Source organism: Kitasatospora sp. NPDC101108, from assembly GCF_055584725.1.
Map to the genome: position 1 here is coordinate 1006350 of NZ_JBVJLM010000001.1, position 20677 is coordinate 1027026.

Annotated in this window: 23 protein-coding genes and 1 CRISPR repeat array (1 of these 24 running past the window's edge); of the genes, 6 read left to right on the plus strand and 17 right to left on the minus strand. The window is 73.6% G+C overall.

Features of this window, described 5'->3' with window-relative positions:
- Nucleotides 1–11: 11 nt before the first annotated feature.
- From ACZ6Z8_RS04460 to ACZ6Z8_RS04485, 6 genes are all read right to left on the minus strand, one after another.
- On the minus strand, nt 12–698 hold the full coding sequence (locus ACZ6Z8_RS04460; protein WP_465606207.1) for a DUF4232 domain-containing protein: 687 nt from the start codon (nt 696–698) through the stop codon (nt 12–14).
- 205 nt (nt 699–903) lie between these two features.
- The gene (locus tag ACZ6Z8_RS04465) at nt 904–1527 is read right to left on the minus strand and encodes a DUF4232 domain-containing protein (protein ID WP_465606208.1); all 624 of its coding nucleotides are present in this window, start codon (nt 1525–1527) and stop codon (nt 904–906) included.
- A gap of 226 nt (nt 1528–1753) precedes the next feature.
- Complete coding sequence (gene efeU / locus ACZ6Z8_RS04470) at nt 1754–2587, minus strand: iron uptake transporter permease EfeU (protein ID WP_465606210.1); 834 nt, start codon at nt 2585–2587, stop codon at nt 1754–1756.
- Nucleotides 2588–2624: 37 nt separating this feature from the next.
- Nucleotides 2625–3950, minus strand: a complete 1326-nt coding sequence (gene efeB / locus ACZ6Z8_RS04475; RefSeq protein ID WP_465606211.1) for an iron uptake transporter deferrochelatase/peroxidase subunit — start codon at nt 3948–3950, stop codon at nt 2625–2627.
- Between the two features lie 80 nt (nt 3951–4030).
- Complete coding sequence (gene efeO, locus ACZ6Z8_RS04480; protein ID WP_465606213.1) at nt 4031–5179, minus strand: iron uptake system protein EfeO; 1149 nt, start codon at nt 5177–5179, stop codon at nt 4031–4033.
- A gap of 142 nt (nt 5180–5321) precedes the next feature.
- Complete coding sequence (locus tag ACZ6Z8_RS04485) at nt 5322–6155, minus strand: ABC transporter ATP-binding protein (RefSeq protein WP_465606215.1); 834 nt, start codon at nt 6153–6155, stop codon at nt 5322–5324.
- 186 nt (nt 6156–6341) lie between these two features.
- Here ACZ6Z8_RS04485 and ACZ6Z8_RS04490 point away from each other — a divergent pair, with 186 nt between their 5' ends.
- Nucleotides 6342–8438 carry an amino acid adenylation domain-containing protein gene (locus ACZ6Z8_RS04490; protein WP_465606218.1) on the plus strand — a complete coding sequence of 699 codons (2097 nt, stop codon included), beginning with the start codon at nt 6342–6344 and terminating at the stop codon, nt 8436–8438.
- A gap of 4 nt (nt 8439–8442) precedes the next feature.
- Here ACZ6Z8_RS04490 and ACZ6Z8_RS04495 read toward each other — a convergent pair whose 3' ends face one another.
- From ACZ6Z8_RS04495 to ACZ6Z8_RS04510, 4 genes are all read right to left on the minus strand, one after another.
- Nucleotides 8443–9771 carry a hypothetical protein gene (locus ACZ6Z8_RS04495; protein ID WP_465606220.1) on the minus strand — a complete coding sequence of 443 codons (1329 nt, stop codon included), beginning with the start codon at nt 9769–9771 and terminating at the stop codon, nt 8443–8445.
- Between the two features lie 84 nt (nt 9772–9855).
- On the minus strand, nt 9856–10884 hold the full coding sequence (locus ACZ6Z8_RS04500; protein WP_465606221.1) for a hypothetical protein: 1029 nt from the start codon (nt 10882–10884) through the stop codon (nt 9856–9858).
- A gap of 64 nt (nt 10885–10948) precedes the next feature.
- Nucleotides 10949–11176, minus strand: coding sequence for a hypothetical protein (locus ACZ6Z8_RS04505; RefSeq protein WP_465606222.1), 228 nt, complete (start codon nt 11174–11176; stop codon nt 10949–10951).
- 19 nt (nt 11177–11195) lie between these two features.
- The gene (locus ACZ6Z8_RS04510) at nt 11196–12197 is read right to left on the minus strand and encodes a DUF5937 family protein (RefSeq protein ID WP_465606224.1); all 1002 of its coding nucleotides are present in this window, start codon (nt 12195–12197) and stop codon (nt 11196–11198) included.
- A 91-nt stretch (nt 12198–12288) separates the two neighbouring features.
- Here ACZ6Z8_RS04510 and ACZ6Z8_RS04515 point away from each other — a divergent pair, with 91 nt between their 5' ends.
- The gene (locus ACZ6Z8_RS04515; RefSeq protein WP_465606226.1) at nt 12289–13206 is read left to right on the plus strand and encodes an aldo/keto reductase; all 918 of its coding nucleotides are present in this window, start codon (nt 12289–12291) and stop codon (nt 13204–13206) included.
- A gap of 82 nt (nt 13207–13288) precedes the next feature.
- Entirely contained in the window at nt 13289–13921 is a 633-nt protein-coding gene (locus ACZ6Z8_RS04520; RefSeq protein ID WP_465606227.1) for a histidine phosphatase family protein, read from the plus strand.
- On the opposite strand, the gene ACZ6Z8_RS04525 is transcribed toward ACZ6Z8_RS04520, so the two are convergent.
- From ACZ6Z8_RS04525 to ACZ6Z8_RS04545, 5 genes are all read right to left on the minus strand, one after another.
- Nucleotides 13806–14207 carry a nuclear transport factor 2 family protein gene (locus ACZ6Z8_RS04525; RefSeq protein ID WP_465606228.1) on the minus strand — a complete coding sequence of 134 codons (402 nt, stop codon included), beginning with the start codon at nt 14205–14207 and terminating at the stop codon, nt 13806–13808. The two genes, ACZ6Z8_RS04520 and ACZ6Z8_RS04525, sit on opposite strands and share 116 nt — an antisense overlap.
- Nucleotides 14207–14950 carry a hypothetical protein gene (locus ACZ6Z8_RS04530; RefSeq protein ID WP_465606230.1) on the minus strand — a complete coding sequence of 248 codons (744 nt, stop codon included), beginning with the start codon at nt 14948–14950 and terminating at the stop codon, nt 14207–14209. Before ACZ6Z8_RS04530 ends, ACZ6Z8_RS04525 begins: the two co-directional genes overlap by 1 nt.
- A gap of 120 nt (nt 14951–15070) precedes the next feature.
- A complete protein-coding gene (locus ACZ6Z8_RS04535; protein ID WP_465606232.1) occupies nt 15071–15712 on the minus strand; it encodes a class I SAM-dependent methyltransferase in 642 nt (213 codons plus the stop codon).
- The gene (locus tag ACZ6Z8_RS04540; protein ID WP_465606234.1) at nt 15709–16209 is read right to left on the minus strand and encodes a hypothetical protein; all 501 of its coding nucleotides are present in this window, start codon (nt 16207–16209) and stop codon (nt 15709–15711) included. Before ACZ6Z8_RS04540 ends, ACZ6Z8_RS04535 begins: the two co-directional genes overlap by 4 nt.
- A gap of 39 nt (nt 16210–16248) precedes the next feature.
- Complete coding sequence (locus ACZ6Z8_RS04545; RefSeq protein ID WP_402817911.1) at nt 16249–16479, minus strand: hypothetical protein; 231 nt, start codon at nt 16477–16479, stop codon at nt 16249–16251.
- A gap of 127 nt (nt 16480–16606) precedes the next feature.
- Here ACZ6Z8_RS04545 and ACZ6Z8_RS04550 point away from each other — a divergent pair, with 127 nt between their 5' ends.
- Nucleotides 16607–17236: a hypothetical protein gene (locus tag ACZ6Z8_RS04550; protein ID WP_465606236.1), complete on the plus strand. Its 630-nt coding sequence runs from the start codon at nt 16607–16609 to the stop codon at nt 17234–17236.
- A gap of 150 nt (nt 17237–17386) precedes the next feature.
- Here the strand turns inward: ACZ6Z8_RS04550 and ACZ6Z8_RS04555 are convergent, their stop codons facing one another.
- Nucleotides 17387–17956 (minus strand): GNAT family N-acetyltransferase, encoded by a 570-nt coding sequence (locus ACZ6Z8_RS04555; RefSeq protein ID WP_465606237.1) that lies wholly within the window; start codon nt 17954–17956, stop codon nt 17387–17389.
- Between the two features lie 187 nt (nt 17957–18143).
- Here ACZ6Z8_RS04555 and ACZ6Z8_RS04560 point away from each other — a divergent pair, with 187 nt between their 5' ends.
- Both ACZ6Z8_RS04560 and ACZ6Z8_RS04565 read left to right on the plus strand, forming a co-directional pair.
- Nucleotides 18144–18581: a GH25 family lysozyme gene (locus tag ACZ6Z8_RS04560; protein ID WP_465606239.1), complete on the plus strand. Its 438-nt coding sequence runs from the start codon at nt 18144–18146 to the stop codon at nt 18579–18581.
- Between the two features lie 81 nt (nt 18582–18662).
- Entirely contained in the window at nt 18663–19817 is a 1155-nt protein-coding gene (locus tag ACZ6Z8_RS04565; RefSeq protein WP_465606241.1) for a tyrosine-type recombinase/integrase, read from the plus strand.
- 55 nt (nt 19818–19872) lie between these two features.
- Here the strand turns inward: ACZ6Z8_RS04565 and ACZ6Z8_RS04570 are convergent, their stop codons facing one another.
- Nucleotides 19873–20064: a helix-turn-helix transcriptional regulator gene (locus ACZ6Z8_RS04570; protein ID WP_465606242.1), complete on the minus strand. Its 192-nt coding sequence runs from the start codon at nt 20062–20064 to the stop codon at nt 19873–19875.
- Between the two features lie 245 nt (nt 20065–20309).
- Nucleotides 20310–20677: a CRISPR direct-repeat array (repeat unit 29 nt; unit sequence GGAGCAACCCCCGCGCGTGCGGGGCCGAC) (it continues 5698 nt past the right edge of the window).

Sequence of the window (20677 nt, forward strand, 5' to 3'; positions counted from 1 at the left end):
GCTTCCGCGCCTCACGACCGGGGGAAGACCACGCCCTGGTTGGAGGGCTGGATGCTGCCGGTCGTCAACCCCTGGGCCGAGACCGGGAGTTGGGTGACGGGCTTGCCGTCGAGGCCGATCACCTCGGTGGTCACCTGCTTGGTGTCGTCCGGCGGGGTGAGCTGCAGACCGGTGAGCACGTGGCAGCTCGCGTCGGCCTTGTCGCAGGAGTTCCACTGCAGGCCGGCGAAGGCGGTGGTGTGCGGCTTGAGGGTGGTCGCCGTGGGTGCGCCGGGCCATGCCGCCCGCTTGACCGGCAGCGGGTCCGCGCCGTTGTCGGCGCGCAGTCCGCCGTACCCCGGGTAACCGAACAACGTGCAGGTGCGGCCGCCCTTCGCGGTGATCATCACCATGGCCGAACCGACGTCCTGGAGCTGGACGGTGACGGCGAGTTCGTCGGCCTTGCACCGGGTGTCGGCCGCCGGGGTGCCCGTGGCACCGGTGGCCGCGGTCCCCGGGACGACCGCCTTGCCGGTCGCCTTGCCCGGGGCCGTGGTACCCGCTCCGGCCGACTGGGCGGGCGCAGCCCCGGTGACGGTCACCGTCGGTGCCGCCTGGGCCCCGGCCCCGGCGTCGTCGTTGCACGCGGTCAGCAGCAGCGCGGCGGCGAGCGCGGTCACACCGGTGGCGACGAGCCTGGCTGGCCTGCGGACGGTCATGGTCCCCCCCATGGGTGAGTGATCGGTGCGGAACTTCCACCGGGAGGTACGTGGTCCGCGGCCGGCCCGGTTGCGGCTGTGACGTACTCATGACGAAAGACGAAAGACGAAACCGGGTCGGCGGAGCCCCGGACGGTTCTTCACCGTTCGGGGCTCCGGCGTGTCAGGAGGTCCGGCGTCAGGGGCGCGTCGGGGCGGGAGCGCGTCACGACCCAGGGGGGAACACCACGCCCTGGCTGACGGGTTGCAGGGTGCCGGTGGTCAAACCGGCGGCGGACACGGTGAGCCGGGTGACGGGCTTGCCGTCCAGGCCGAGCACCTTGGCGGTCAGCTGCCTGGTCTCGTCCGGCGGGGTGAGCCGCAGCCCGGCGATCACGTGGCAGTTCTTGTCGGACTTCTGGCAGGCGGCCCACTTCAGACCGGCGAAGGCGGTCGCGCCCGGCTTGAGGGTGACCGGCATCGGCGGCCCGGGGTGCGGCACACGCTTGACAGCCAGCGTGTCCGAGCGGTTGTTGGCGAGCAGTCCGGCGAAGCCCGGGTAGCCCCGCAGGGTGCAGGTGCGGCTGCCCTTGTTCTGCAGCATCACCATCGCGGAGCCGGCGTTCTTCGCGGAGCCGGTGTTCTGGAGCTGTACGGTCGCGGCGAGGTCGTCGGCGGTGCAGCGGGGAGGGGCCGACCGGGGAGGCGCCACCGCGGTGGCGGTGGTGGCCTTGTCAACCGCCGTCGGCGGTGTCTGTGCTCCGGCAGTGCCGCACACCGTGAGCAGGAGGGTGGCGGCGAGCGTGCCGGTGCCGATGACGGACGAGCGCGAGGGTTTGTGGACGTTCATGTTCTCTCCGTGAGTACGCGGGTGGTGCGAGGTACGCAGGTCGAGCGAGGCCGTCCGCCTCCCAGCATGACCGCGGCAGGCCGGAGGTGCCACTCCACCCGGCGATCCCGCGTGGTGCGTACGAGGAGCAGCGCTCACGGACGGTCACCCGCCACCGGGAACGACACCGCCCCGCCGGGCCTTCGACGGCCGGGCGGGGCGGGTGGAGTGAGGTCGAACTGCCGGGTCAGGCGGCCGACTTGGCGGCGACGGGCTTCGCCCTGGTCCCGAACAGGTTGAAGAAGACGGCCAGGGTGGGCAGCAGGTAGGCCAGCCAGACCACCAGCTGCAGCACGGTCGGGTCCGGCTGGAAGTTGAACACGCCCTTCAGCAGGGTGCCGTACCAGCTGTCCTTGGGGACGGTGCTGGAGACGTCGAAGGCCAGCGAGTGCAGGCCGGGCAGCCAGCCGGCCTCCTGGAGGTCGTGCACCCCGTAGGCGAGCACACCGGCCGCGACCACGACCAGCATCGCGCCGGTCCAGGTGAAGAACTTCGCCAGGTTGATCCTCAGCGCGCCCCGGTAGAACAGCCAGCCGAGCACCATCGAGGTCAGCAGGCCGAGCGCGGCGCCGATCAGCGGGTTCCAGCCGTCGTCGGTGGCCTGCACGGCCGACCAGATGAACAGCGCGGTCTCCAGGCCCTCACGGCCGACCGCCAGGAAGGAGGTGACCACCAGGGCCGTGGTGCCCATCGCGACCGCCGCGTCCAGCTTGCCGTGGAGTTCGCTTTTCAGGTGCCGGGCGGTGCGCCGCATCCAGAACACCATCCAGGTCACCAGCCCGACCGAGACGATCGACAGCGAGCCGCCGAGCGCCTCTTGCGCCTCGAAGGTGAGCTGCGAGGAGCCGAACTGCAGCACCGCGCCGAAGGCCATGGAGAGCACCACGGCCGCGGTGACGCCGAGCCACACTGGCGGCAGCTTGTCCCGGCGGTCGGTCTTGACCAGGTAGGCGATCAGGATGCAGACGACCAGGCTGGCTTCGAGGCCTTCGCGCAGGCCGATCAGGTAGTTGCCGAACACGGCTGACTCCTCGTGGTGATGGGCGGGTGGACAGGCCTCAGCCGAAGAGGGCCTGGCCCCACCACTCCCCCGGCTTGCGCACGCCCGCCGGGCAGGCGAAGTGGGCGGAGCCGACGTGCTGGATGTACTCGTTGAGCTTGTCGGAGGCCGCGAGCCGCTGCTGCAGCGGTACGAAGGCCTTCCGGGTGTCGCGCTGGTAGGCGAGGAAGAACAGCCCGGCGTCGAGGCGGCCGAGGCCGTCGGTGCCGTCGGTGAAGGAGAAGCCGCGGCGCAGGATCATCAGGCCGTTGTTGGCGTCCGGGTGGGCCAGGGCGACGTGCGAGGTCGCGGGCATCGCCTTGAGGTCGGGGGCGTCGTGCTCCTTGGCCTTGCCGTACGGGGCGCCCTCGCCCTTGGTGCGGCCGAAGGTGTCCTCCTGGTCCTTGAGCGAGGCGCGGTCCCAGGTCTCGATGTGCATCCGGATCCGCCGGGCGACCAGGTAGGAGCCGCCGGTCATCCACTCCGGACCGTCGCCGGGGGCGGCCCAGACGTGCTCGGACAGGTTGGCGGTGTCGGTGCCCGCGATGTTGTGGGTGCCGTCCTTGAACCCCATCAGGTTGCGCGGGGTCTGCTCGTCCGGGGTGGTCGAGGAGGTCTTGCCGAAACCCAGCTGGGACCAGCGGATGTTGACGGTGCCCATGCCGATCCGGGCCAGGTTGCGGATCGCGTGCACCGCGACCTGGGGGTCGTCGGCGCAGGCCTGGACGCACAGGTCGCCGCCGCTGCGCAGCGGGTCGAGCTTGTCGCCCTTGAAGCTCGGCAGTTCGATCAGGGCGTCGGGGCGCTGGGCCCGGATGCCGAAGCGGTCCACAGGTTGACCGTCCGGGCCGGACTTCTCGAACAGGCTCGGCCCGAAGCCGATGGTCAGGGTGAGCCGGGAGGCGGGCAGGCCGAGCGCCTCGCCGGTGTCGTCCGGCGGGGCCTCGGCGGAGGCCGGGACCGCGCCGGTGCCGACCTCGCGGCCGCCCGTCATCGCGGCGGCCGCCTTGGTCCACTCCTTGAGGAGCTTGACCAGGGACTCCCGGGTGGCCTTCTCGGAGACGTCGAAGGCCGCGAAGTGCAGCCGGTCCTGGACCGGGGTGGAGATGCCCGCCTGGTGCTCGCCGTAGAAGGGCACCTCGCCGCCGACCACGGCGTTCGCCGCCGGCGCCGGGGCGTCGTCCTGCCGGACGGCCGCGGTGACCGAGCCGACGGCGGCGGCGCCGAGGGCGACGCCCGCGCCCGCCCAGCCGATGACGGCGCGCCGGCTGACCGTGGTCCGGTCGGGGGTGGCAGTGGCGGCAGCGGCCGGGGTGCCGTCCTGCTGCTCGTTCTCGGCGTCCATCGGCGGGCGGGCCCTTCTCACTCTTGCGGAACTACTGAACTGCGGCCGGGGACCGGCTGCTTGAGGATCTGGTCGAGGTCCTACCTGACGACCACGGCGGCGGCCAGCTTCGACAGCGGCTCGCCCAGCGAGTTCACCGCGTCGGAGAAGGTCTTGCGCTCGGCCTCGGTGACCTTGTCGTAGGGGGTGAAGGTGCCGTCGGCCTGCTTGTACTTGGCCAGCAGCGCGTTGATGGCGGCGAACTCGGAGTCGAGCGTCCTGGCGAGCTCCGGGTCCTTCTCGGCGGCGACCGGCTTCAGCAGCTCGTAGGCCTTCTGGGCACCCTCGACGTTGGCCTGGAAGTCCGCGAGGTCGGTGTGGCTGTAGCGGTCCTCCTCGCCGGTGATCTTGTTGGTGGCGACCTCGTCCAGCAGCTCCTTGGCGCCGTTGGCCATGCTGGTCGCGGTGATCTCCGCCTCGGGGATCTTCTTCTGCCAGTCCTTGAGGTCGGCGACCAGCTGGTCGGCGAGCTTCTTCTCGTCGTCCCCGGTCTTCGCGTCGGCCCAGAGCGCCTTCTCCAGCCGGTGCCAGCCGGTCCACGCCTGGCCCTGCTCCAGCTTGTCCTCGCGGGTGTCCGTCTTGGGGTCGACGTCCCCGAAGCTCTCGGCCACCGGCTCGGTGCGCTCCCAGCCGGTGCGCGAGGGCGCGTACAGCGACTTGGCCTTCTCCAGGTCGCCGCCCTTGATCGCGGCGGCGAGGGCCTCGACGGCCGGGACGGTGGCGTCGGCCTGCTCCTGGGCGTACTTGCGGTAGGAGTCGACGGCGGCGGCCAGGCGCGGGTCGGCCGGGGCGGTGCTGCCGCCCTCGCCGGTCACCGTGATCTTCTGGCGGATGCCGTCGCCGACCATGCCGGGCTTGCAGGCGATCTCGTACGAGCCGGCCTTGATCTCGGCGTTGATGCTGGCCTTGGTGCCGGGGCCGATGTTCTCCCGCTCGGTGACGATCTTGTCGCCGGGGGCGTAGACGTAGACCTCGGTGGTCTTGGCGCCCTTGTTGCTGATGTCCAGCACCACGTGGCCGGCCGGGAAGCTGGTCGTGGAGACCTCGCAGGCGGTGTCGGTGGCGTTGACCTTGACCGCGTCCGCGCCGCCCGCCTTGTCGTCCTTCTTCGATGCGCAGCCGGCCAGGGCTGCGGTCGCCACGGCGAGGCTGAGCACGGCGGCTGCGGTGGAACGGCGGCGGGCGGGCATGGGAGCTCCAACGGAAAAGGGCATGGGGGTGCCAAGGCCGGGTAAAGCGCCGGCCGGGCCGGTGCCTCCTTTTTAGCTAAGGCATACCTTACGTAAGAACTCTTTACCGTCGATACCCGGCCCCCCTGCCCGGCCCGAACCGTTACCTCCCGGGCACGCGGCGGGCGGCCGCCCGGGCCGTCCAGCGGCCCTCGTGACGGCTGATCCGGATCGGGTGGCCGAAGGTCTCGCTGATCAGCTCGGTGGTCATCACCTCGTCCACCGGCCCGGCCGCCACGCACTCGCCCCCGCGCAGCAGCAGGGCGTGGGTGGTGCTCTCCGGCAGCTCCTCCAGGTGGTGGGTGACCAGCACGCTGGCCAGCTCGGGGTGCTGGTGGCGCAGCAGGTCCAGGCTGTCCAGCAGCAGCTCGCGGGCGGTCAGGTCCAGCCCGGTGGCGGGTTCGTCGAGCAGCAGCAGCCGGGGGCTGGGCATCAGCGCGCGGGCGATCAGCGCCCGGCCGCGCTCGCCCTGGGAGAGAGTGGTCCACGGGGCCTCGGCCATCGCGCCCATGCCGAGCGTCTCGATCAGCCGCTCGGCGCGCTCCACCGCCTCGGGGGCGGGCTTGCGGTGCCACTCGGGCTCGATGGTGTTGGTGGACCCGGTGAGCACCACCTCGCGCACGCTCAGCGGCGAGCGCAGCGGGTGGCGCGGGTTGACGTGCCCGAGGTGGGCGCGCAGCTCGCGGATGTCCACCCGGCCGAGCCGGCGGCCGAGCACGTCCACCGTGCCCCGGGTGGGGTGGGAGACCGCGCCGAGCAGGGCGAGCAGGGTGGACTTGCCCGCCCCGTTGGGGCCGAGCAGCGCCCAGTGCTCGCCGGGCCGGATCTCCAGGGTGATGCCGCGCAGCAGGTGCCGGCCGTCGCGTACGACGTCCACGTCCTGGGTGCGCAGCAGCGGGCCGTCGAAGGACGGGCTCATGGGGGAACTCCGATTCATGGCGCCGGGCAGGGTACGGACGGGAGCGCCGTACCGACCGGCCGGCACGGACCGTCCGTGTGCACCGTACAACCGTCGGCCCGGGCGGAGTCCGGCCGTCCGGTGCGTGGACTCGCAGAACCCTGTTGCCCGAGGGGAGTTGGGAGGAGGATTGTGCCTTTCCGAGGGGAGCGAGGGGGAGGCGTGATGGTGGCGGAGGAGGAGCGGCCGGAGAGCCTGCACGGGCTGGTCGAGCGGCGGGCCCGCCGGGCCCCGGAGGCGGTCGCGGTGCGCTGCGGCGAGTCGGAGCTGAGCTACGGGGAGCTGGCCGCGCGGGCCGACCGGCTGGCCGCCGTACTGGCCCGGCGCGGACTGCTCCCGGGCGGCCGGGCCGCGGTCGCGCTCGGCCGGGGCACCGAGGTGTACGTGGCGGTGCTCGCGGTGCTCAAGGCGGGCGCCGCGTTCGTGCCGCTGGAGCCGACCGCGCCCGACGCGCTGCTGCGGCACGTGCTGGCCGACGCGGCACCGGACCTGGTGCTGACCGAGCAGCGCCACCGGGCGCGGCTGGCGGACGCGGGCGGGTCGCGGCTGGTCTGCCTGGACGACCCGGCCGAAGCGGGCCCGCCGGAAGGGGAGTTCGAGCGCCCCGAGGTCGGGCCGGCCGACCTGGCCTGCGTGTTCTACACCTCCGGCTCCACCGGCCTGCCCACCGGCGCCCTGGTCGAGCACCGCAACCTGCTGGCCGCGTACGCGGGCTGGCGCGAGGTGTACGGGCTGACGGCCGGGGACCGGATCCTGCAGACCGCGAGCCTGGAGTTCGACGTCTTCACCGCCGACTGGGTCCGCGCGCTGTGCACCGGCGCCACCCTGGTGGTGACCCCGTTCAACCTCACCCTGGACCGCACCGCCGATCTCGCCGCCCTGCCCGCCCTGGTGGCGGAGGAGCGGATCACGGTCATGGAGCTGAACGTCCGCACCGCCCGCCGCCTCACCGCCCTGCTGGAGGCCGGCGGCACCGGGCTGCCCGGGGTGCGGCTGGTCACCGTCGGCGCCGAGAAGTGGTACCTGGACGAGCAGGTGGCCCTGCAGCGGCTGCTCGGTGACTTCACCCGGGTGCTCAACGTCTACGGCCTGGCCGAGGCCACCGTCGACAGCACCTACTTCGACGTGCGCGGCACGGCCGTCGCCGAGGGGGCGGAGCGGGTGTCGCTGATCGGCCGGCCCTTCCCCGGCACCCGGGTGTACGTGCTCGGCCCGACCGGCGCCCCGGTGCCGCCCGGGCGGGTGGGCGAGATCGCGGTCGCGGGCGGCGGGCTGACCCGCGGCTACCTCAACCGGTCGGCGGAGACCGCCCGGCGCTTCATCCGGGCGAGCTTCGACCCGGACGGGCGGGTGCTGCTCACCGGCGACCTCGGGCTGCTGCGGGCGGACGGCGTGCTGGAGTTCGTCGGGCGGGCCGCGACCGTGGTCGGTCCGCTCGGGTCGGCCCGGGTGACCACCGTGACCACCCGGGTCAAGGCCGCGGCCCGGGCCGAGGGGGCGCTGCGCGCCCACCCCGCGGTGCGGGAGGCGGCCGTGGTCGAGGTGGAGCCCACCCCCGGGAAGCGGCTGATGGTCGGCTACGCGGTGACCGCTCCGCAGGCGGACGGTGTGGACGGGTGGTCGCTCAGCCAGTACCTGGCGGGGCGGCTCAAGGGCTTCTCCGCGCCCGCCGCCGTCATCCCCGTCCCGGAGCTGCCGCGTACCCGGGCCGGCAAGCTGGACCGCGCCGCGCTGCCGCTGCCGGCCCCGCCCAGGCACACCGCGCCGCGCTCCGCCAAGGCGGGTGGCAGCCGCAAGGGCGGCGGGAAGGCCGGGGGGCCGGCCGGGGCGTCCGACAGGGACGGGGTGGGCTGCTTCGCGCTCTTCGTCACGGTGACCGCCACCTTCCTCGCCCGGTGGACCACCGACTACTTCTACCCCGGCTCGACGGACCTCTCCGGGGTGCCCGCCGACTACCACTTCTGGTTCGGACTGCTCTACTGGGCCGAATCCGCCTCCTTCGGCGCCGGGCTGGCCTTCCTCCTCCTCGGTCTCCCGGCGGTGCTGCGGCAGGGCCGCTCGCTCAGGCTGTCGCTGCTGACGTACCTGTCGGTGTTCTGGCTGCTCGCGTCCTGGTGGCCGCAGGACAACCTGTACCGGCTGACGGCCGCCACCGACTGGCCGCGCGAGACGACCATGGTCTACGTGTTCAACATCCCGCTGATGCTGGCCGCGGTGGTGGTCGTGGTGTTCCTGCTGAGCCGGCCGAAGGCGAGGAGGTAGGGCCTCAGCGCAGCGCCTCGAACATGCCGGCCAGGGCGTGGTTGGCCGCCTCGACCACGGCCTGGGCGGCGTCCAGTGCCTCGGTGTCCGGCCCGGCGAGGGCGAGACCGACGGCGGGTTCCGGGTCCCGGCCCGCCGTCGGTATCAGCGGCAGCAGGGTGACGCCGAGCCGGGCGCAGCGCGGGCGCAGCCGGTCCAGGTGGTCGTGCAGCGCCTCCGGGGCGAGCCGGGCGCCGAGCGGCAGCGCGTCCAGGGTGCGGACCAGGTGGCCCGGGCCGCGCACCTGGTCGAGGCGTTCGCGCAGCACGAAGGCGATGGCCGGGCCGGTCAGCCGCAGGTTGATCTCGGTGGGGGCGAGCCGGCGCTGCCGGTCGGTGACGAAGTCGACGTCGTACCAGCCCCGGTAGCCGTCGGCGGCGAGCCGCTGCCCCACCGCGAGGGCGAACCGGCGGGCCGTCTCGGCGGCGGCCCGGGGGACGGCGCCGGGGCCGACGGTGACGCCCTGGTAGCGGGTGCCGGCCACCTCCATGGCACCCGCGCCGACGGGGTGGACGGTGCCGTCCGGGCCGACCACGGCGTCGTAGGTGAGGTCGCGCAGCCGGGCGGTCGGGCCCGGGTCGACGTACTCCTCCAGCAGCAACTCGCCCTGCCGAGGCAGGACTTCCGAGCGGACCAGGCGGCGCAGCAGGGCGCCCCCGCCGCCCGCGGCGAACAGCTCGGCGGGCTCGACCACCACGGTGCCGTAACCGCCGACGCCGTGCGGGCTCTTCAGTACGGTGGTCAGACCCCGGGCGGCGCGGACGGTCAGCCGCCTCGCCGCCCGCCGGCGGCTCTCCGGACGTTCCTGCGCGGGGACGACGATCCCGGGGTGCTCGGCGGCCAGGGCGGCGAACAGCCCGTGCGCGGCGGCCTTGGACTCGTAGCGGCGGACGGCGGCCAGCTCCGGCCCCTCGCCCTGCGCGGCGGTACGGCCCCAACTGACCACCGGGTGGCCGGAGTCGGCGATCCGCGCGGCGAGGGCGGGCCGGGCGGCGAGCGCCTCGGCGAGGGTCAGGCCGGGGGCCACCCCGCTGTGCACCTCGACCGGCCCCCACGCCAACTCCCGGGCCAGCCAGTCGGTCCACTCCCGGTCGACCTCGGCGGGCAGCACCAGCACCGCCGGTTCCGGGCTGTATCCGACGGCCAGGCAGGCGTAGTGGTGGGCCTGCCGCAGCCGCCGCGCGCGCTGCTCCGTGTCCATGCCCGGGGCGAAGAACTGCGCGTTGAAGTCCGCGACGTTGCCGAGGTGCACCGCCGCCCGCCCGCCGGTCCAGGCCCCCACCCATCCGTCCATGCCCCGAGAGCCTAGCCCCCGGGCGGGAGCCCCGACAGCCCCGCGCCGCGCCGCCGGTCGTCGGCGTCAACCAGCCCGGTGACGCTAGCTGTTGAACCCGATGTGGACGTGGTCGTGGTGGGTGTCGTCGGTGAAGAACTGGTTGCCGGCGCCCGCGATCGCCACCGGCCCGCCCACGTTGTACGAACCGGCCGCCGCCGCGTCCCGCATGAAGGACTCGATCAGCTGCCGGGGCGTGGCCGGGTCCACCACCGCCCGGCCGTCGATCCGCCAGACGTCGAAGGCCCGGCCCAGCGGATGGTCGCTGGGCCGGGTCGTCCCGAAGACGTCCAGCGGGTGGCCGCTGCGCACCACGCTCACCGAGAGCGTGTACGGGCCGGCCAGCCGCAGCATCGCCGTCAGGACGGTGTCGTGCACCGTCCCGCTGCGCAGGTCGTCCGCCGCCCCCGGCGGCAGCTCGATCCTCGGCTCGGCCAGCACCTTCGCCACCGCCGGGGCGGGTGAGGCGGCGGCCGGGCCCGGGTCGCCCGGGTGCAGTGCGGTGACCGTCCAGCGCGGGTCGGCCCGGCTCAGCCGGACGTCCACGGTGATCCCGCCCGGGGTCACCGAGCCGTCCGACTGCCGGGTCCACTGCCGGCAGACCACCAGCACACTGGCCGAATCGGCCAGGATCCCGCCGTACTGGGCGTCGATCACCTCCAGGCTCGCCTCGGCCGCCGCCGGGGCGAGCCGCCCGGCCTGGTCCGCCAGGCCCGTCGGCAGCCCGAGCGCCGCCACCCGGGACCGGGCCGCCTCCGCGCCCTGGCCGCCGGGAGGCCAGGCCCCGAGCGCGGCGACCAGCTCGGCGGCGCGGCGCTTGACGTCGGGCTGGATCTCGCCGGGGCCGGGCTGCCAGAGCGGCGGGTTGGGCAGCGGGGTCGGGGTCGCGGTGGGCGTCGCAGTCAGGGATGGGGACGCGATCCCGGTCGGGGTCGTCGTACCCGAACCGGAGAGCGCCCCAACGGGCTTGCCGCTCGAACACCCCACCGCCCCCAGCAGCACCGCCGCCGCCCCCGCCCGCAGCACCCCGCGCCGGCCCGTCCCCCGGTGGCCGCGGCCGTCTCCGCTCGTCATGCCGTCAGTATGCGACCGGGCGCCGGGGCGCGGACGCCGGTGTCAGCCCAGACGGCGGATCGGCTCACCCTTGAGGCAGGCCTCGATGTCCTCCACCGCCTCGCCGGCATCCGTGCAGCAGGATGTCCCGTGCGTCGTGGAGCCCTTCGCCCAGCTCGATCAGGGTGCGCAGGCCCCGGACGTCCTGGCGGGTGAGCGCGACCTCGCGGCCGTCCACGGTGGCGGTCCGGGCGTCCGGGTCGAGGACGAGGCTTCCGTCGAAGACGGTCAGCGGGCCCTGCGGCTGCTCCACGGGTTCCGTGCCGGGCAGCCTAACGGGCGTCGGTTCCGGCGTCGGGGTTCAGCAGTGCCTCCGCCGTGGCCGTCCGGGCGTACAGCACCGAGCGCCCCGCGCGGTGGGCGCTGACCAGGCGGGCGTCGCGCAGCGCCGTCAGGTACTGGGAGACGGCCGAGGGCGACAGCCCGGTGCGGCGGGCGAGTTCGGTGGTCGAGGCGGGCGCGGCGAGTTCGGCGAGCAGCAGGGCGCGGGAGCGGCCGAGCACGGCCGCGAGGGCCGCGGTTCCGGGCGCCGTCCCGGTCGCCCAGAGGTTGCCGGTCCCCCGGGCCGGATAGGCGAGTTGGGGCGGTCCGGGTGGGGTGACCAGGGTGTACAGAGCGGGGCCGGTGAAGGCGGAGGGGATCAGCAGCAGGCCCGGCCCGGCCGTCCGGCGGGACATCGGGCGGGTGCGGTGGCTCAGCCGCAGGGTGTCCCCCGCCCACCGCAGTTCGGTGTGCAGGTCGTTCAGCACCCGCTCGGCGCCGTGCTCGGCGGCCTGCCGGGCCCGGTGCAGCACGTCCGCGTCGAGCACCGCGCGGATCCTCGCCCAGTACGGCGCGAGCGCCAGCTCCCAGTACGCCTCGACCGCCTCGGCGAGCCGTCGCAGCCCGGCCGCCGGGTCGGCGTGCAGGGCCCGCAGTCTCGGGCCGAGCGTGCCGTGTTCCGCCGCGAGCCGGTCGAGGTCGCGGCGGACCTGCTCGGCGGGGGTGGCCCGGATCGCGGCGAGTTCCTCGGCGAGGGTCGGCGCGGGCCCGGCCGGGGCCGGGTTGATGAAGTCCGGGACGTAGCCGGTGGGCGGCACGAGTTCGGCGAGCAGTCCGAAGGCCGGGCCCAGCGCCGTCAGCCGGGGCCGCACCTGCTCCGCCCAGGGCGCGTGGACGGCGTGCGGGAGCCCCGAGCGCAGCAGGCGCAGGCTCGGTCCGACCTCCCACATCGGTGCGACGGCGAACCGCATCCGCGCCAGGTCGCCCGCCGTGAACAGCAGTTCCGCCACCACTCGCTCCCCGGCCGTCCCGTTGGCTTCGCATGGATTCGCACATCCGCGAATCAATGGCGGTCAGGTTAGTGCAGAAGCGATCATGACCGGCATGACCTCCGACACCACCGTGACCACCGTGACCGCTGCCGCCTCCGGCACCTGGCAGCTCGGCGACCGCGCCGTCCACCGGATCGGCTTCGGCGCGATGCGCCTGCCGCAGACCGGCCCGGCGCTGATGCCCGACGCCGTGCCGCGCGACCGCGAGCAGGCCCTGCGGGTGCTGCGCCGCGCCGTCGAACTGGGCGTCAACCACATCGACACCGCCGCGTTCTACTTCTCGCCGCTGCGCTCCGCCAACGAGCTGATCAACCGCGCCCTCGCCCCGTACGCGGACGACCTGGTGATCGCCACCAAGGTCGGCCCCGCCCGCGGCCCCGACGGCCGGTGGACCGAGCACGCCCGCACCCCGGCCGGACTGCGCGCCCAGGTCGAGGAGAACCTGCGCCAACTCGGCCGCGACCACCTCGACCTGGTCAACCTGCGCATCCTCGGCACCGACTCGATCGCCGAACGCTTCGGCGCGCTCGTCGAACTGCAGCAGGCCGGCCTGATCCGCCGGCTCGGGCTGTCCAACATCCACCCCCACCAGCTCGCCGAGGCCCAGACCATCGCCCCGGTCACCTGCGTGCAGAACCCGTACGGCATCGGCGCCTCCCCCGCCCAGGACGAACTGCTGCGCCTCTGCGGCGAGCAGGGCATCGCCTTCGTCCCCTTCTACGCCATCGCGGGCGACGGCCGGGAGGGCGGCGCCCGCGGAGCCGAACCCACCCAGGTCGAGGCGGTGGCCGGGGCCCGCGGGATCAGCACCGCCCAGGTCCGGCTCGCCTGGACGCTCCACCGCGGTCCGCACGTCCTCGCCATCCCGGGCACCGGCGACGTGGCGCACCTGGAGGACAACATCGCCGCGGGCGCGGTGCGGCTGACGGCGAAGGAACTCGCCCTGCTGGACCAGGCCCACGCCGGCTGACCCGGAACCGGAAGCGGCTCCGCGGGCGTCGCTGAGGAGCATCGAGCCCGAAGATCACCGAAGAGCCGAGGAGCCCCGCAGCATGCCCGACACCGCCACCCGCTACCTCTACCTCGCCCGCCACGGCGAGGCCTCCTCCGACGGCCCGGACGGCGGCGGCCTCACCGCCGCCGGACGCCGCCAGGCCGTCCTGCTCGGCCGCCACCTGGCGAACCGCCCCATCACGGCGGTGCACCACGGGCCGCTCCCCCGGGCCGTGGAGACCGCCCGCCTGGTCGGGGAGCAGCTGGGCGAGGCGGCGGTGTCGGTCTGCGAGGAAGCCGACGACTACGTCCCCTACCTGCCCTCGGCCGACGAACTGCCCACCGACAGCGCGGAGTTCCTGCTGAACTTCCTGTCCGGCGCCTCGGCGGAGGAACTCGCCCGGGGCCCGGAACTGGCCCGCCGGGCCGTCGAGCGGTTCACCGGGCCCGTCCCGGGCGGCGAGGAGCGGCACGAACTGGTCGTCACCCACGCCTTCCTGGTCGGCTGGCTGGTCCGCCACGCCCTGGACGCCCCCAGGTGGCGCTGGCTCGGCCTCAACGCCGCCAACGCGGCCCTCACCGTCCTGCGCTTCGCCCCCGGCCGCCCCTCGTCCGTCCTCCTGCTGAACGACCAGGGCCACCTGCCCGAGGACCTGCGCTGGACGGGCTTCCCGCCCGAACTGCGCTGCTGACCCGCAGCCGCCGTACTACCCCTGCCCGGCCGACCGCCGCAGGTGGCGGCTCACATCGCCCACCAGGGCCGTAGACGATCGCGCTCTCCCGGAGCATCCGCTCCACCGCCTCCCGCCCGCGCACCGGCGCGCCGCTGCCCACGAACACGGCGTCCGCGAACAGCTCCCCCACCCCCGCGAAGTCCCCGTCGTCCACCAGCTCGGCGTACCGCGCGACCAGGTTCTCGACGGCCCGGTGACCGGGCGGCGGACCGCCCGGCGTGCGGTTCGCCGTGGGCCCGGCCATCAGTGCTCCGCCGCGTTGCGGAACTGCAGGGCGATCGCCCCGGCCTGGTGGACGTCCGTCATGCCGAAGACCGCGACGGAGGCCGACGTCGAGGCGTCGTCCCAGTGGCAGATCATCGCCGCCGCCTTTCCGTCCCGGTACCCGCACTGCATGGCCCCGCCCAGCGGACCGGCATCGACGTCCTGGGGATCGTCGACCCGGGCGCCCGCGAAGAAGTTGAACAGGCCCCAGGAGACCGAGTGCGCGGCCTTCTCCTTGGCCAGCCGGGGACTCCACGCCGTGGTGGAGGCGCTGAGCATCAGGCTCGGCCGGGTGTCGCCCGGTGTGGACGAGTAGAACCAGTAGTGATCGGGGCTCGCACTCGGCATCCGGGCCGACAGCGCGGCTGCGGCCTCGCCGGTCATCAGGTGGTAGCCGGCGACCTCTTCCGGAGCCTCGACGGTGCGCCCGGCCGGTCCGGACACGGCCGCCGGGCCGTAGTCGCGGTCCGTGGCCACCTCGACGACCACCGCGGCCGCCACGGCGCCGGCGGCGACGGCGGTGGCCAGGATGCTGACGTTCGTACGCCTCCTCCGCACTGCCGCGATCCGGGGCGCTTCCTCCAGGGTGTGCGCGCGGGGATTGCGCCAGGTGCGCGTGCACCACCAGGCGATGACGACTGCGATCAGGGCGGGTATGCCCCACTCGGCCGAATACTGTCCGATTTGGTAGGCATGCGAATGCACGTCAACAGCGAGAAGCACGCCGCGCATCGTAGCGACCGGCACGATCCCGGGAACAACCGCCACCCGACCGCCGACGGCGTCCCCGCATCCTGCCGGGTACGCCGGTCAGTGCCGCCGCCGGTCAGTGTTCGCAGCCGGTCAGTGTTCGCGCCCGAGGACCAGCTCCGTCCAGCTGACGCCCTCCCGGCCGTGCAGGTCGCGGCGGGCGCCGCGGTGGAGCAGGTGGAGGCCGCGGGTCCGGGCCAGGGCGATGGTGTGCTCGGGCGGGAGGTCGAACATCCGGCGGCCGGGTGGGACGGGGCCGTGGCGGAGGGTGAGGGCGAGGCGGGCGCCGGGGGCGAGCAGGCGGGCGAGGGCGTCCATGGCCGTCGGGCCTTCGGCGGGGGTGAGGTGCATCCACACCGCCGTGAGCAGGATGAGGTCGAAGCGCTCGCCCTCGGCGCTCAGCCGGGGCAGTTCGGGCAGCGCGTCGGCGACCCACCGGATGTCCGCGTCCGGGTGCAGCCGTCGGCCCACCGCCCGTAGTTCGGGGGTCGGTTCGACGGCCACCACCCGGTGGCCGAGGGCGGCCAGGGCGGCGGCGTCGCGTCCGGTGCCGGCGCCGACGTCCAGGACGGCGGCGGGCGCGGCCGGGTAGAGGTGCAGGCGCGAGCGGTGGACGTCGGTGAAGGCCACGCTCTCGTACTGGACGGCGAGCTGCTCCGCCGCCTCGCCGTAACCGGCGGTGCTCGCGGTACCCGCACCACCCGTGGCGCCCGCGGTGCTCCCCGCGGTGCTCATCGGACCGCCCCCGCCGACTCCCGGACGACCACCGCGTCCCCGGCCGCGGCCGCGCCCGCGAAGAAGTCCCGCAGTTCGCGCAGGTCGTGGACGACGCGGGCGGCCCAGGTCTCCGACCAGGGCGGCGCGGCGTCGAGTTGGGCGACCCGCCGGGCGAGCACGGTGTCCTGCTGGCGGACGAGTTCGCCGAGCGCCGAGCCGCGCAGGAAGGTGGAGGCCGCGGCGACCTGTTCGGGGCGCAGCACGAGCATCCCGGTTCCGGGGCGGGCGCCGCCGTAGACGGGCAGCCGGGCGGCCGGGTCGGGGTGCAGTCCGTTCTCGGTGAGCGCGACCTCCATCAGGGCGGCGGTCTGCCGCACCCCGAGGGCGAGTCCGTCGGCGGCCAGTCGGTCGTACCGGCGGTCGCGGCTCCGGGGCACCAGTTCGCCGAGTTCCTCGGGCGAACAGGTGTCCACGGCCTGACCCGGCAGGCGACGCCAGAAGTGATCCACGCTCACCCGGAAAGCGTAGCGAACGGCGGCGCGGTGATCGGTGGATCAGGCCTCACCGGGGTGCCAGGCCGGCCATTCCCAGGGCCGGTCGGCCCAGTGCACCTTGACCGGGTCCCGCGGGTCGACGTCGGGGAAGAGCTGGTGGATCCGGGGCTCGAACTCCTCGGGGGCGAGCGGTTCCCAGCCGTGCCCCTCGAAGTGGACGAGGCGGTAGCGGCTGTCGGTGCGGAACTCGGCCACCTCGACCAGGTGTGCGGTCGTGCTGTTGGTCTCCATGACCCCCAGCATGTGGCGCGGCGGCAATCCGCGCCCGTCCAGACCCCTCTTCCGGGTCATGTCCCGGAGTCCGCGCGCTCGTTGAGCACGGAAAGGTACGGAGGGGGCGCGCTGGAAGGACGATCAGATGACTGGGCAGCCCACCGGAGGACAGTGGCAGTGGCCGTCGAACGCCTGGCAGCCGCCGCCGGTCCCGATTCCGCCCCAGGCGGGCCCGCCGCGCGTGGGCCCGCCGGTGCCGCCGGCGCCGGAGCCGCCGCGCCGTTCGCGGAAGGCGTGGGCGGTGGCGGCGGGCGGGACGCTCGCCGTGCTGGCGGCGGTCCTGGTGATGTGCGGCCCGGGCTCGGGGGACGACGTCCGGGTGGTGAGCATGCCGGACGCCTCGCCCTCCGCCACCCCGTCGGACCCGCTGACGGACGGCATGCCCGCGCCGTCCCCGCTGCCCTCGCCCAGCAGCGCCGGGAGCACTCCGGCGGGTGGCGAGGACTCGGCCACCCCGCCGAGCGGGGACCCGGCCACCCCGGCGGCCGCCCAGGCCGGGCCGGGGCACACCGAGGGCCGGCATCCCTCCCCCGGCGCCCAGCCCAGGTCCGGCCGCACCCCGCACCCCAGCCCCGGCACCCGCCCGACCCCGAACGGCGGAGCCCAGAAGGTGCCCTCCCTCGGCCCGGGCAACATCTGCGACCAGGCCGAACGCATCGGCCGCTGGCCGGCCGGCTCGGAGCAGGCCCGCCTCTGCCACCAGTTCTACGGCTGAGCCCCACGGGCCCGAGCGCGCGGCCGGTGAGCAGGCCGGTGATCAGGCCGGTGATCAGGAAGCCGGAGACGACGAAGAAGACGTCGACGCCGAGCTCCTCGTCGTCGGGCGGGCTCGGCACAGGTCAGCGACAGGCCCCTCGGGCCTCCTTCAGGCCCCCTTCAGCTCCTTGGTCAACAGCTCGAACCGGAGGTCCGGCCGGCGCGGGATGCCGAAGCGCTCGTCCCCGTACGGGAAAGGGCTGTACTCGCCGGTACGGCGGAACCCGCGCCGCTCGTACCAGGCGATCAGGTCGCCGCGCTGCTCGACCACCTTCATCTCCAGCAGCCCGACGCCCCACTCCTCCCGGGCCACCCGCTCCGCCTCGGCCAGCACCACCCGGCCGATCCCGCCGCCCTGCAGCGTCGGGCGCACCGAGAACATGCCGAAGTAGGCACGGTCGGAGCGCCGCTCCAGCTGGCAGCAGGCGACCAGTTCGCCGTCGCGCTCGACCAGCAGCACCACTCCGTCCGGGTCCTCGACGGCCTCGGCGACGCTCGTCGCGTCGGTGCGCTGCCCGTCCAGCAGGTCCGCCTCGGTGGTCCAGCCGGCCTTGCTCGCCTCGCCCCGGTAGGCGGACTCGACCAGTTCGACCAGCGCCGGGACGTCGGCGAGGGTCGCGACCCGGAAGGCGGGCTCCCCGGCGGGTACGGCGCCGGGCCCCGTGGCGGTGTCGGACATGCTGCTGGTCCTCTCCTCGAAGAATGTCGACTTCCGGGCATGGTGCCACAGGTCGCGGAGTTCACGGTGTGGCGGCAGACACCTGGCGCAATTGGCGGGCACATGGCTACCCTTCTCCTCCGGCCGGATCAACTAGCGGCCGTAGCAATCCAGTTGGGCCACCCGCACCGGAACCAGAGGAGTGTCCATGCTTCGCTCTTCCCGCTCCGCCCGCCCCACCGGTACCACCAGACCAGGAGCCGGCCGCCGACTGCCCGCCCTGGCAGCGCTGGCCGCCGCGACCGCCCTGGTCGCCGGTGTCACCGCGCCCGCCTACGCGGCCGACCCCGCCCCTCTCGCCCCCGCCGCCGCCGCCTCCGTCGCCCCCGTCGTCGAGGGCCGTCCGGCCTTCCACCCCGACCGCGACTTCGCCGGATCCACCGTCGTCGCCCACGAGGGCCGCCCCGGCGGGACGCCCGCCGCCTCCCTCGCCGTCACCCAGACCGCCGGAATGGACGTCGCCAGCTACCAGGGCAACGTCGCCTGGTCCACCGCGGCGGCCAACGGCGCCCGGTTCGCCTACGTCAAGGCCACCGAGGGCACCAGCTACACCAACCCGTACTTCGCCCAGATATCACGAGACTGACGTTTCCACCCAGCTCAGGGGCATGATCGACCATCCGGAGTCAGCATAAGGTCAGCAAGACTCCCGGAGGTTCCGAGCACCGTGGCAACCACAGGCCTCACCCGCGGCATGGGCAGCTTCTTCAAGGAGTGCGAGCACCCCGAGTCCCGCTGGAGCAAGTGCCCGCACGAGTACAAGATCAGGTTCCGCAACGCGGCGGGGCGCCAGACGGAGGAGTCCGGCTTCGCCACCCAGGACAAGGCCAAGACCCGTCTCGCCGAGGTCTACCACGCGTGGAAGAACTCCCCCCAGAGCCAGCGCAAGGCCGAGCGCATCCAGAAGTACGGAGGGATGCGCTTCTCCGACTATGTCGCCGAGTGGCTCAAGGGCCAACGCGACCTGAGCCCCACGTCGCTGCGGAACCTCGACTCCCTTCTGAGGAACCACCTCCTGCCCGCCTTCGGCAGTCGCCGCATGGGTACGTTCGACCACAAGGTTGTCGAAGCGTTCATCCAGACGATGGAGCGAAACGGCATCGGCATGGCCACCCAGATCAACGTCTTCATCAGCCTGAAGACCATCCTGCTGGACGCCCACCGGCTCGGCCTCTATGAGGATAGCCCGCTCGACGGGGTCAAAGCACCTCAGTACGACCCGGAGCGTGCGGTGATCCCGTCCGTCGCCCAGTTGCAGCAGATCCGGACCGCAGGCGACGACGCCTTCCGCTTGGTCACCGACCTCATGAGCGGCTGTGGTCTGCGCAACGGCGAAGCGTATGCAGTCAACATCAACAACATCGTCGCCGACAACGTTTACCGTGTCACCGAACAGGTCAACCAGGCCTCCAAGGCCTACGCCCGCCTGAAGCACCGCAAGGTCGGCGAGTACCGCGACGTTCCGCTGCCGGCCCGCACCAAGCACTCCATCGAGCAGTACGCCGCTACGTACGGAACCGTGGACGGCTACCTCCTCCGCAATCCCAAGGACATCACCCAGGCCATTCCGCACCACGTCATCGACAGTCAGTGGCGGAAGATCAAGAAGTCCGGCCAGGTCGACATCCCCGAAGGGATGGTGCTCTACGGGCTCCGCCACTTCTTCGCGTCGAACTGCCTGAGCACCGGCATACCGATCACCGACGTGGCGGAATGGATGGGCCACCGTAGCGTCGACGTCACCTTCACGATCTACCGCCACCTCATGCCCGGCTCCATCAGCCGAGCCGCCCAACTCCTCGATCTCGGCCTGGCCACCTGAATGCGCTGAGAGGGCCCGCCGTTGAGCGGGCCCTCTCAGCGCTTGACCAACATGCTCAGGGTGCAGGCGTGTTCTGCTGCTTCACCCACGCCTGCACCTCCGACACCTTGAACTGAATCTTTGCATTCCTCCCATTTCCGAACTTGTACGCGGAGAGACCCAATCGGGGCGCCTCGCGATAGACCCAGGCAAGAGACATGTTCAGATACTCGGCCGTCTGCTTGACACTCATGAACTGCTCGGGCACGGATTTCTCCTCTGTTCGGCTGATCCGTGGCAATCATCGCGGCCTCGCCGATTTTGGCCGCGCCGCTTAAGCCTGGTAGTGGGCACCCGTCTCACCGGATTCGTCAGCCCGGATCGTCGTCAATCATTACTGTCCGCCCCAGTCCTGCTGGCAGTCGGCGACCGGGTCAGAGACCTCGAGGTCGTCGACAGCCGCCGCGCGTGCAGGGCCGACTGGACGTCGTCGCAAAACCCGGCCCTGGGGCTGAAGCAATCCCCGCGCGTGCGGGGCCGACGCCATGTCCCGTGGAACGGCGGAGAACACCGGCGAGCAACCCCCGCGCGTGCGGGGCCGACGTGACCGCGCTCTCCCACAGTGCCTCCAGGCCGGAGCAACCCCCGCGCGTGCGGGGCCGACTCGCAGACTCCCCCGGCCCTGCACACCGTCCAGGAGCAACCCCCGCGCGTGCGGGGCCGACGCCGGCCCGTCCTCGTTGAACGCCACGTTCGCGGAGCAACCCCCGCGCGTGCGGGGCCGACGCGGCGCGAGTGGTGGAGGCGGATCCGCCGGCCGAGCAACCCCCGCGCGTGCGGGGCCGACGTGTCGACCCGGTGGCAGATCCGCGACGTCAAGG

Excerpts from the sequence above, each read along its gene's own strand:
- ACZ6Z8_RS04460 (WP_465606207.1), bottom strand. The coding sequence starts at position 698 with ATGACCGTCCGCAGGCCAGCCAGGCTCGTCGCCACCGGTGTGACCGCG.
- ACZ6Z8_RS04465 (WP_465606208.1), bottom strand. The coding sequence starts at position 1,527 with ATGAACGTCCACAAACCCTCGCGCTCGTCCGTCATCGGCACCGGCACG.
- efeB (WP_465606211.1), bottom strand. The coding sequence starts at position 3,950 with ATGGACGCCGAGAACGAGCAGCAGGACGGCACCCCGGCCGCTGCCGCC.
- efeO (WP_465606213.1), bottom strand. The coding sequence starts at position 5,179 with ATGCCCGCCCGCCGCCGTTCCACCGCAGCCGCCGTGCTCAGCCTCGCC.
- ACZ6Z8_RS04485 (WP_465606215.1), bottom strand. The coding sequence starts at position 6,155 with ATGAATCGGAGTTCCCCCATGAGCCCGTCCTTCGACGGCCCGCTGCTG.
- ACZ6Z8_RS04490 (WP_465606218.1), top strand. The coding sequence starts at position 6,342 with ATGGTGGCGGAGGAGGAGCGGCCGGAGAGCCTGCACGGGCTGGTCGAG.
- ACZ6Z8_RS04495 (WP_465606220.1), bottom strand. The coding sequence starts at position 9,771 with ATGGACGGATGGGTGGGGGCCTGGACCGGCGGGCGGGCGGCGGTGCAC.
- ACZ6Z8_RS04500 (WP_465606221.1), bottom strand. The coding sequence starts at position 10,884 with ATGACGAGCGGAGACGGCCGCGGCCACCGGGGGACGGGCCGGCGCGGG.
- ACZ6Z8_RS04515 (WP_465606226.1), top strand. The coding sequence starts at position 12,289 with ATGACCTCCGACACCACCGTGACCACCGTGACCGCTGCCGCCTCCGGC.
- ACZ6Z8_RS04520 (WP_465606227.1), top strand. The coding sequence starts at position 13,289 with ATGCCCGACACCGCCACCCGCTACCTCTACCTCGCCCGCCACGGCGAG.
- ACZ6Z8_RS04525 (WP_465606228.1), bottom strand. The coding sequence starts at position 14,207 with ATGGCCGGGCCCACGGCGAACCGCACGCCGGGCGGTCCGCCGCCCGGT.
- ACZ6Z8_RS04535 (WP_465606232.1), bottom strand. The coding sequence starts at position 15,712 with ATGAGCACCGCGGGGAGCACCGCGGGCGCCACGGGTGGTGCGGGTACC.
- ACZ6Z8_RS04545 (WP_402817911.1), bottom strand. The coding sequence starts at position 16,479 with ATGGAGACCAACAGCACGACCGCACACCTGGTCGAGGTGGCCGAGTTC.
- ACZ6Z8_RS04550 (WP_465606236.1), top strand. The coding sequence starts at position 16,607 with ATGACTGGGCAGCCCACCGGAGGACAGTGGCAGTGGCCGTCGAACGCC.
- ACZ6Z8_RS04555 (WP_465606237.1), bottom strand. The coding sequence starts at position 17,956 with ATGTCCGACACCGCCACGGGGCCCGGCGCCGTACCCGCCGGGGAGCCC.
- ACZ6Z8_RS04560 (WP_465606239.1), top strand. The coding sequence starts at position 18,144 with ATGCTTCGCTCTTCCCGCTCCGCCCGCCCCACCGGTACCACCAGACCA.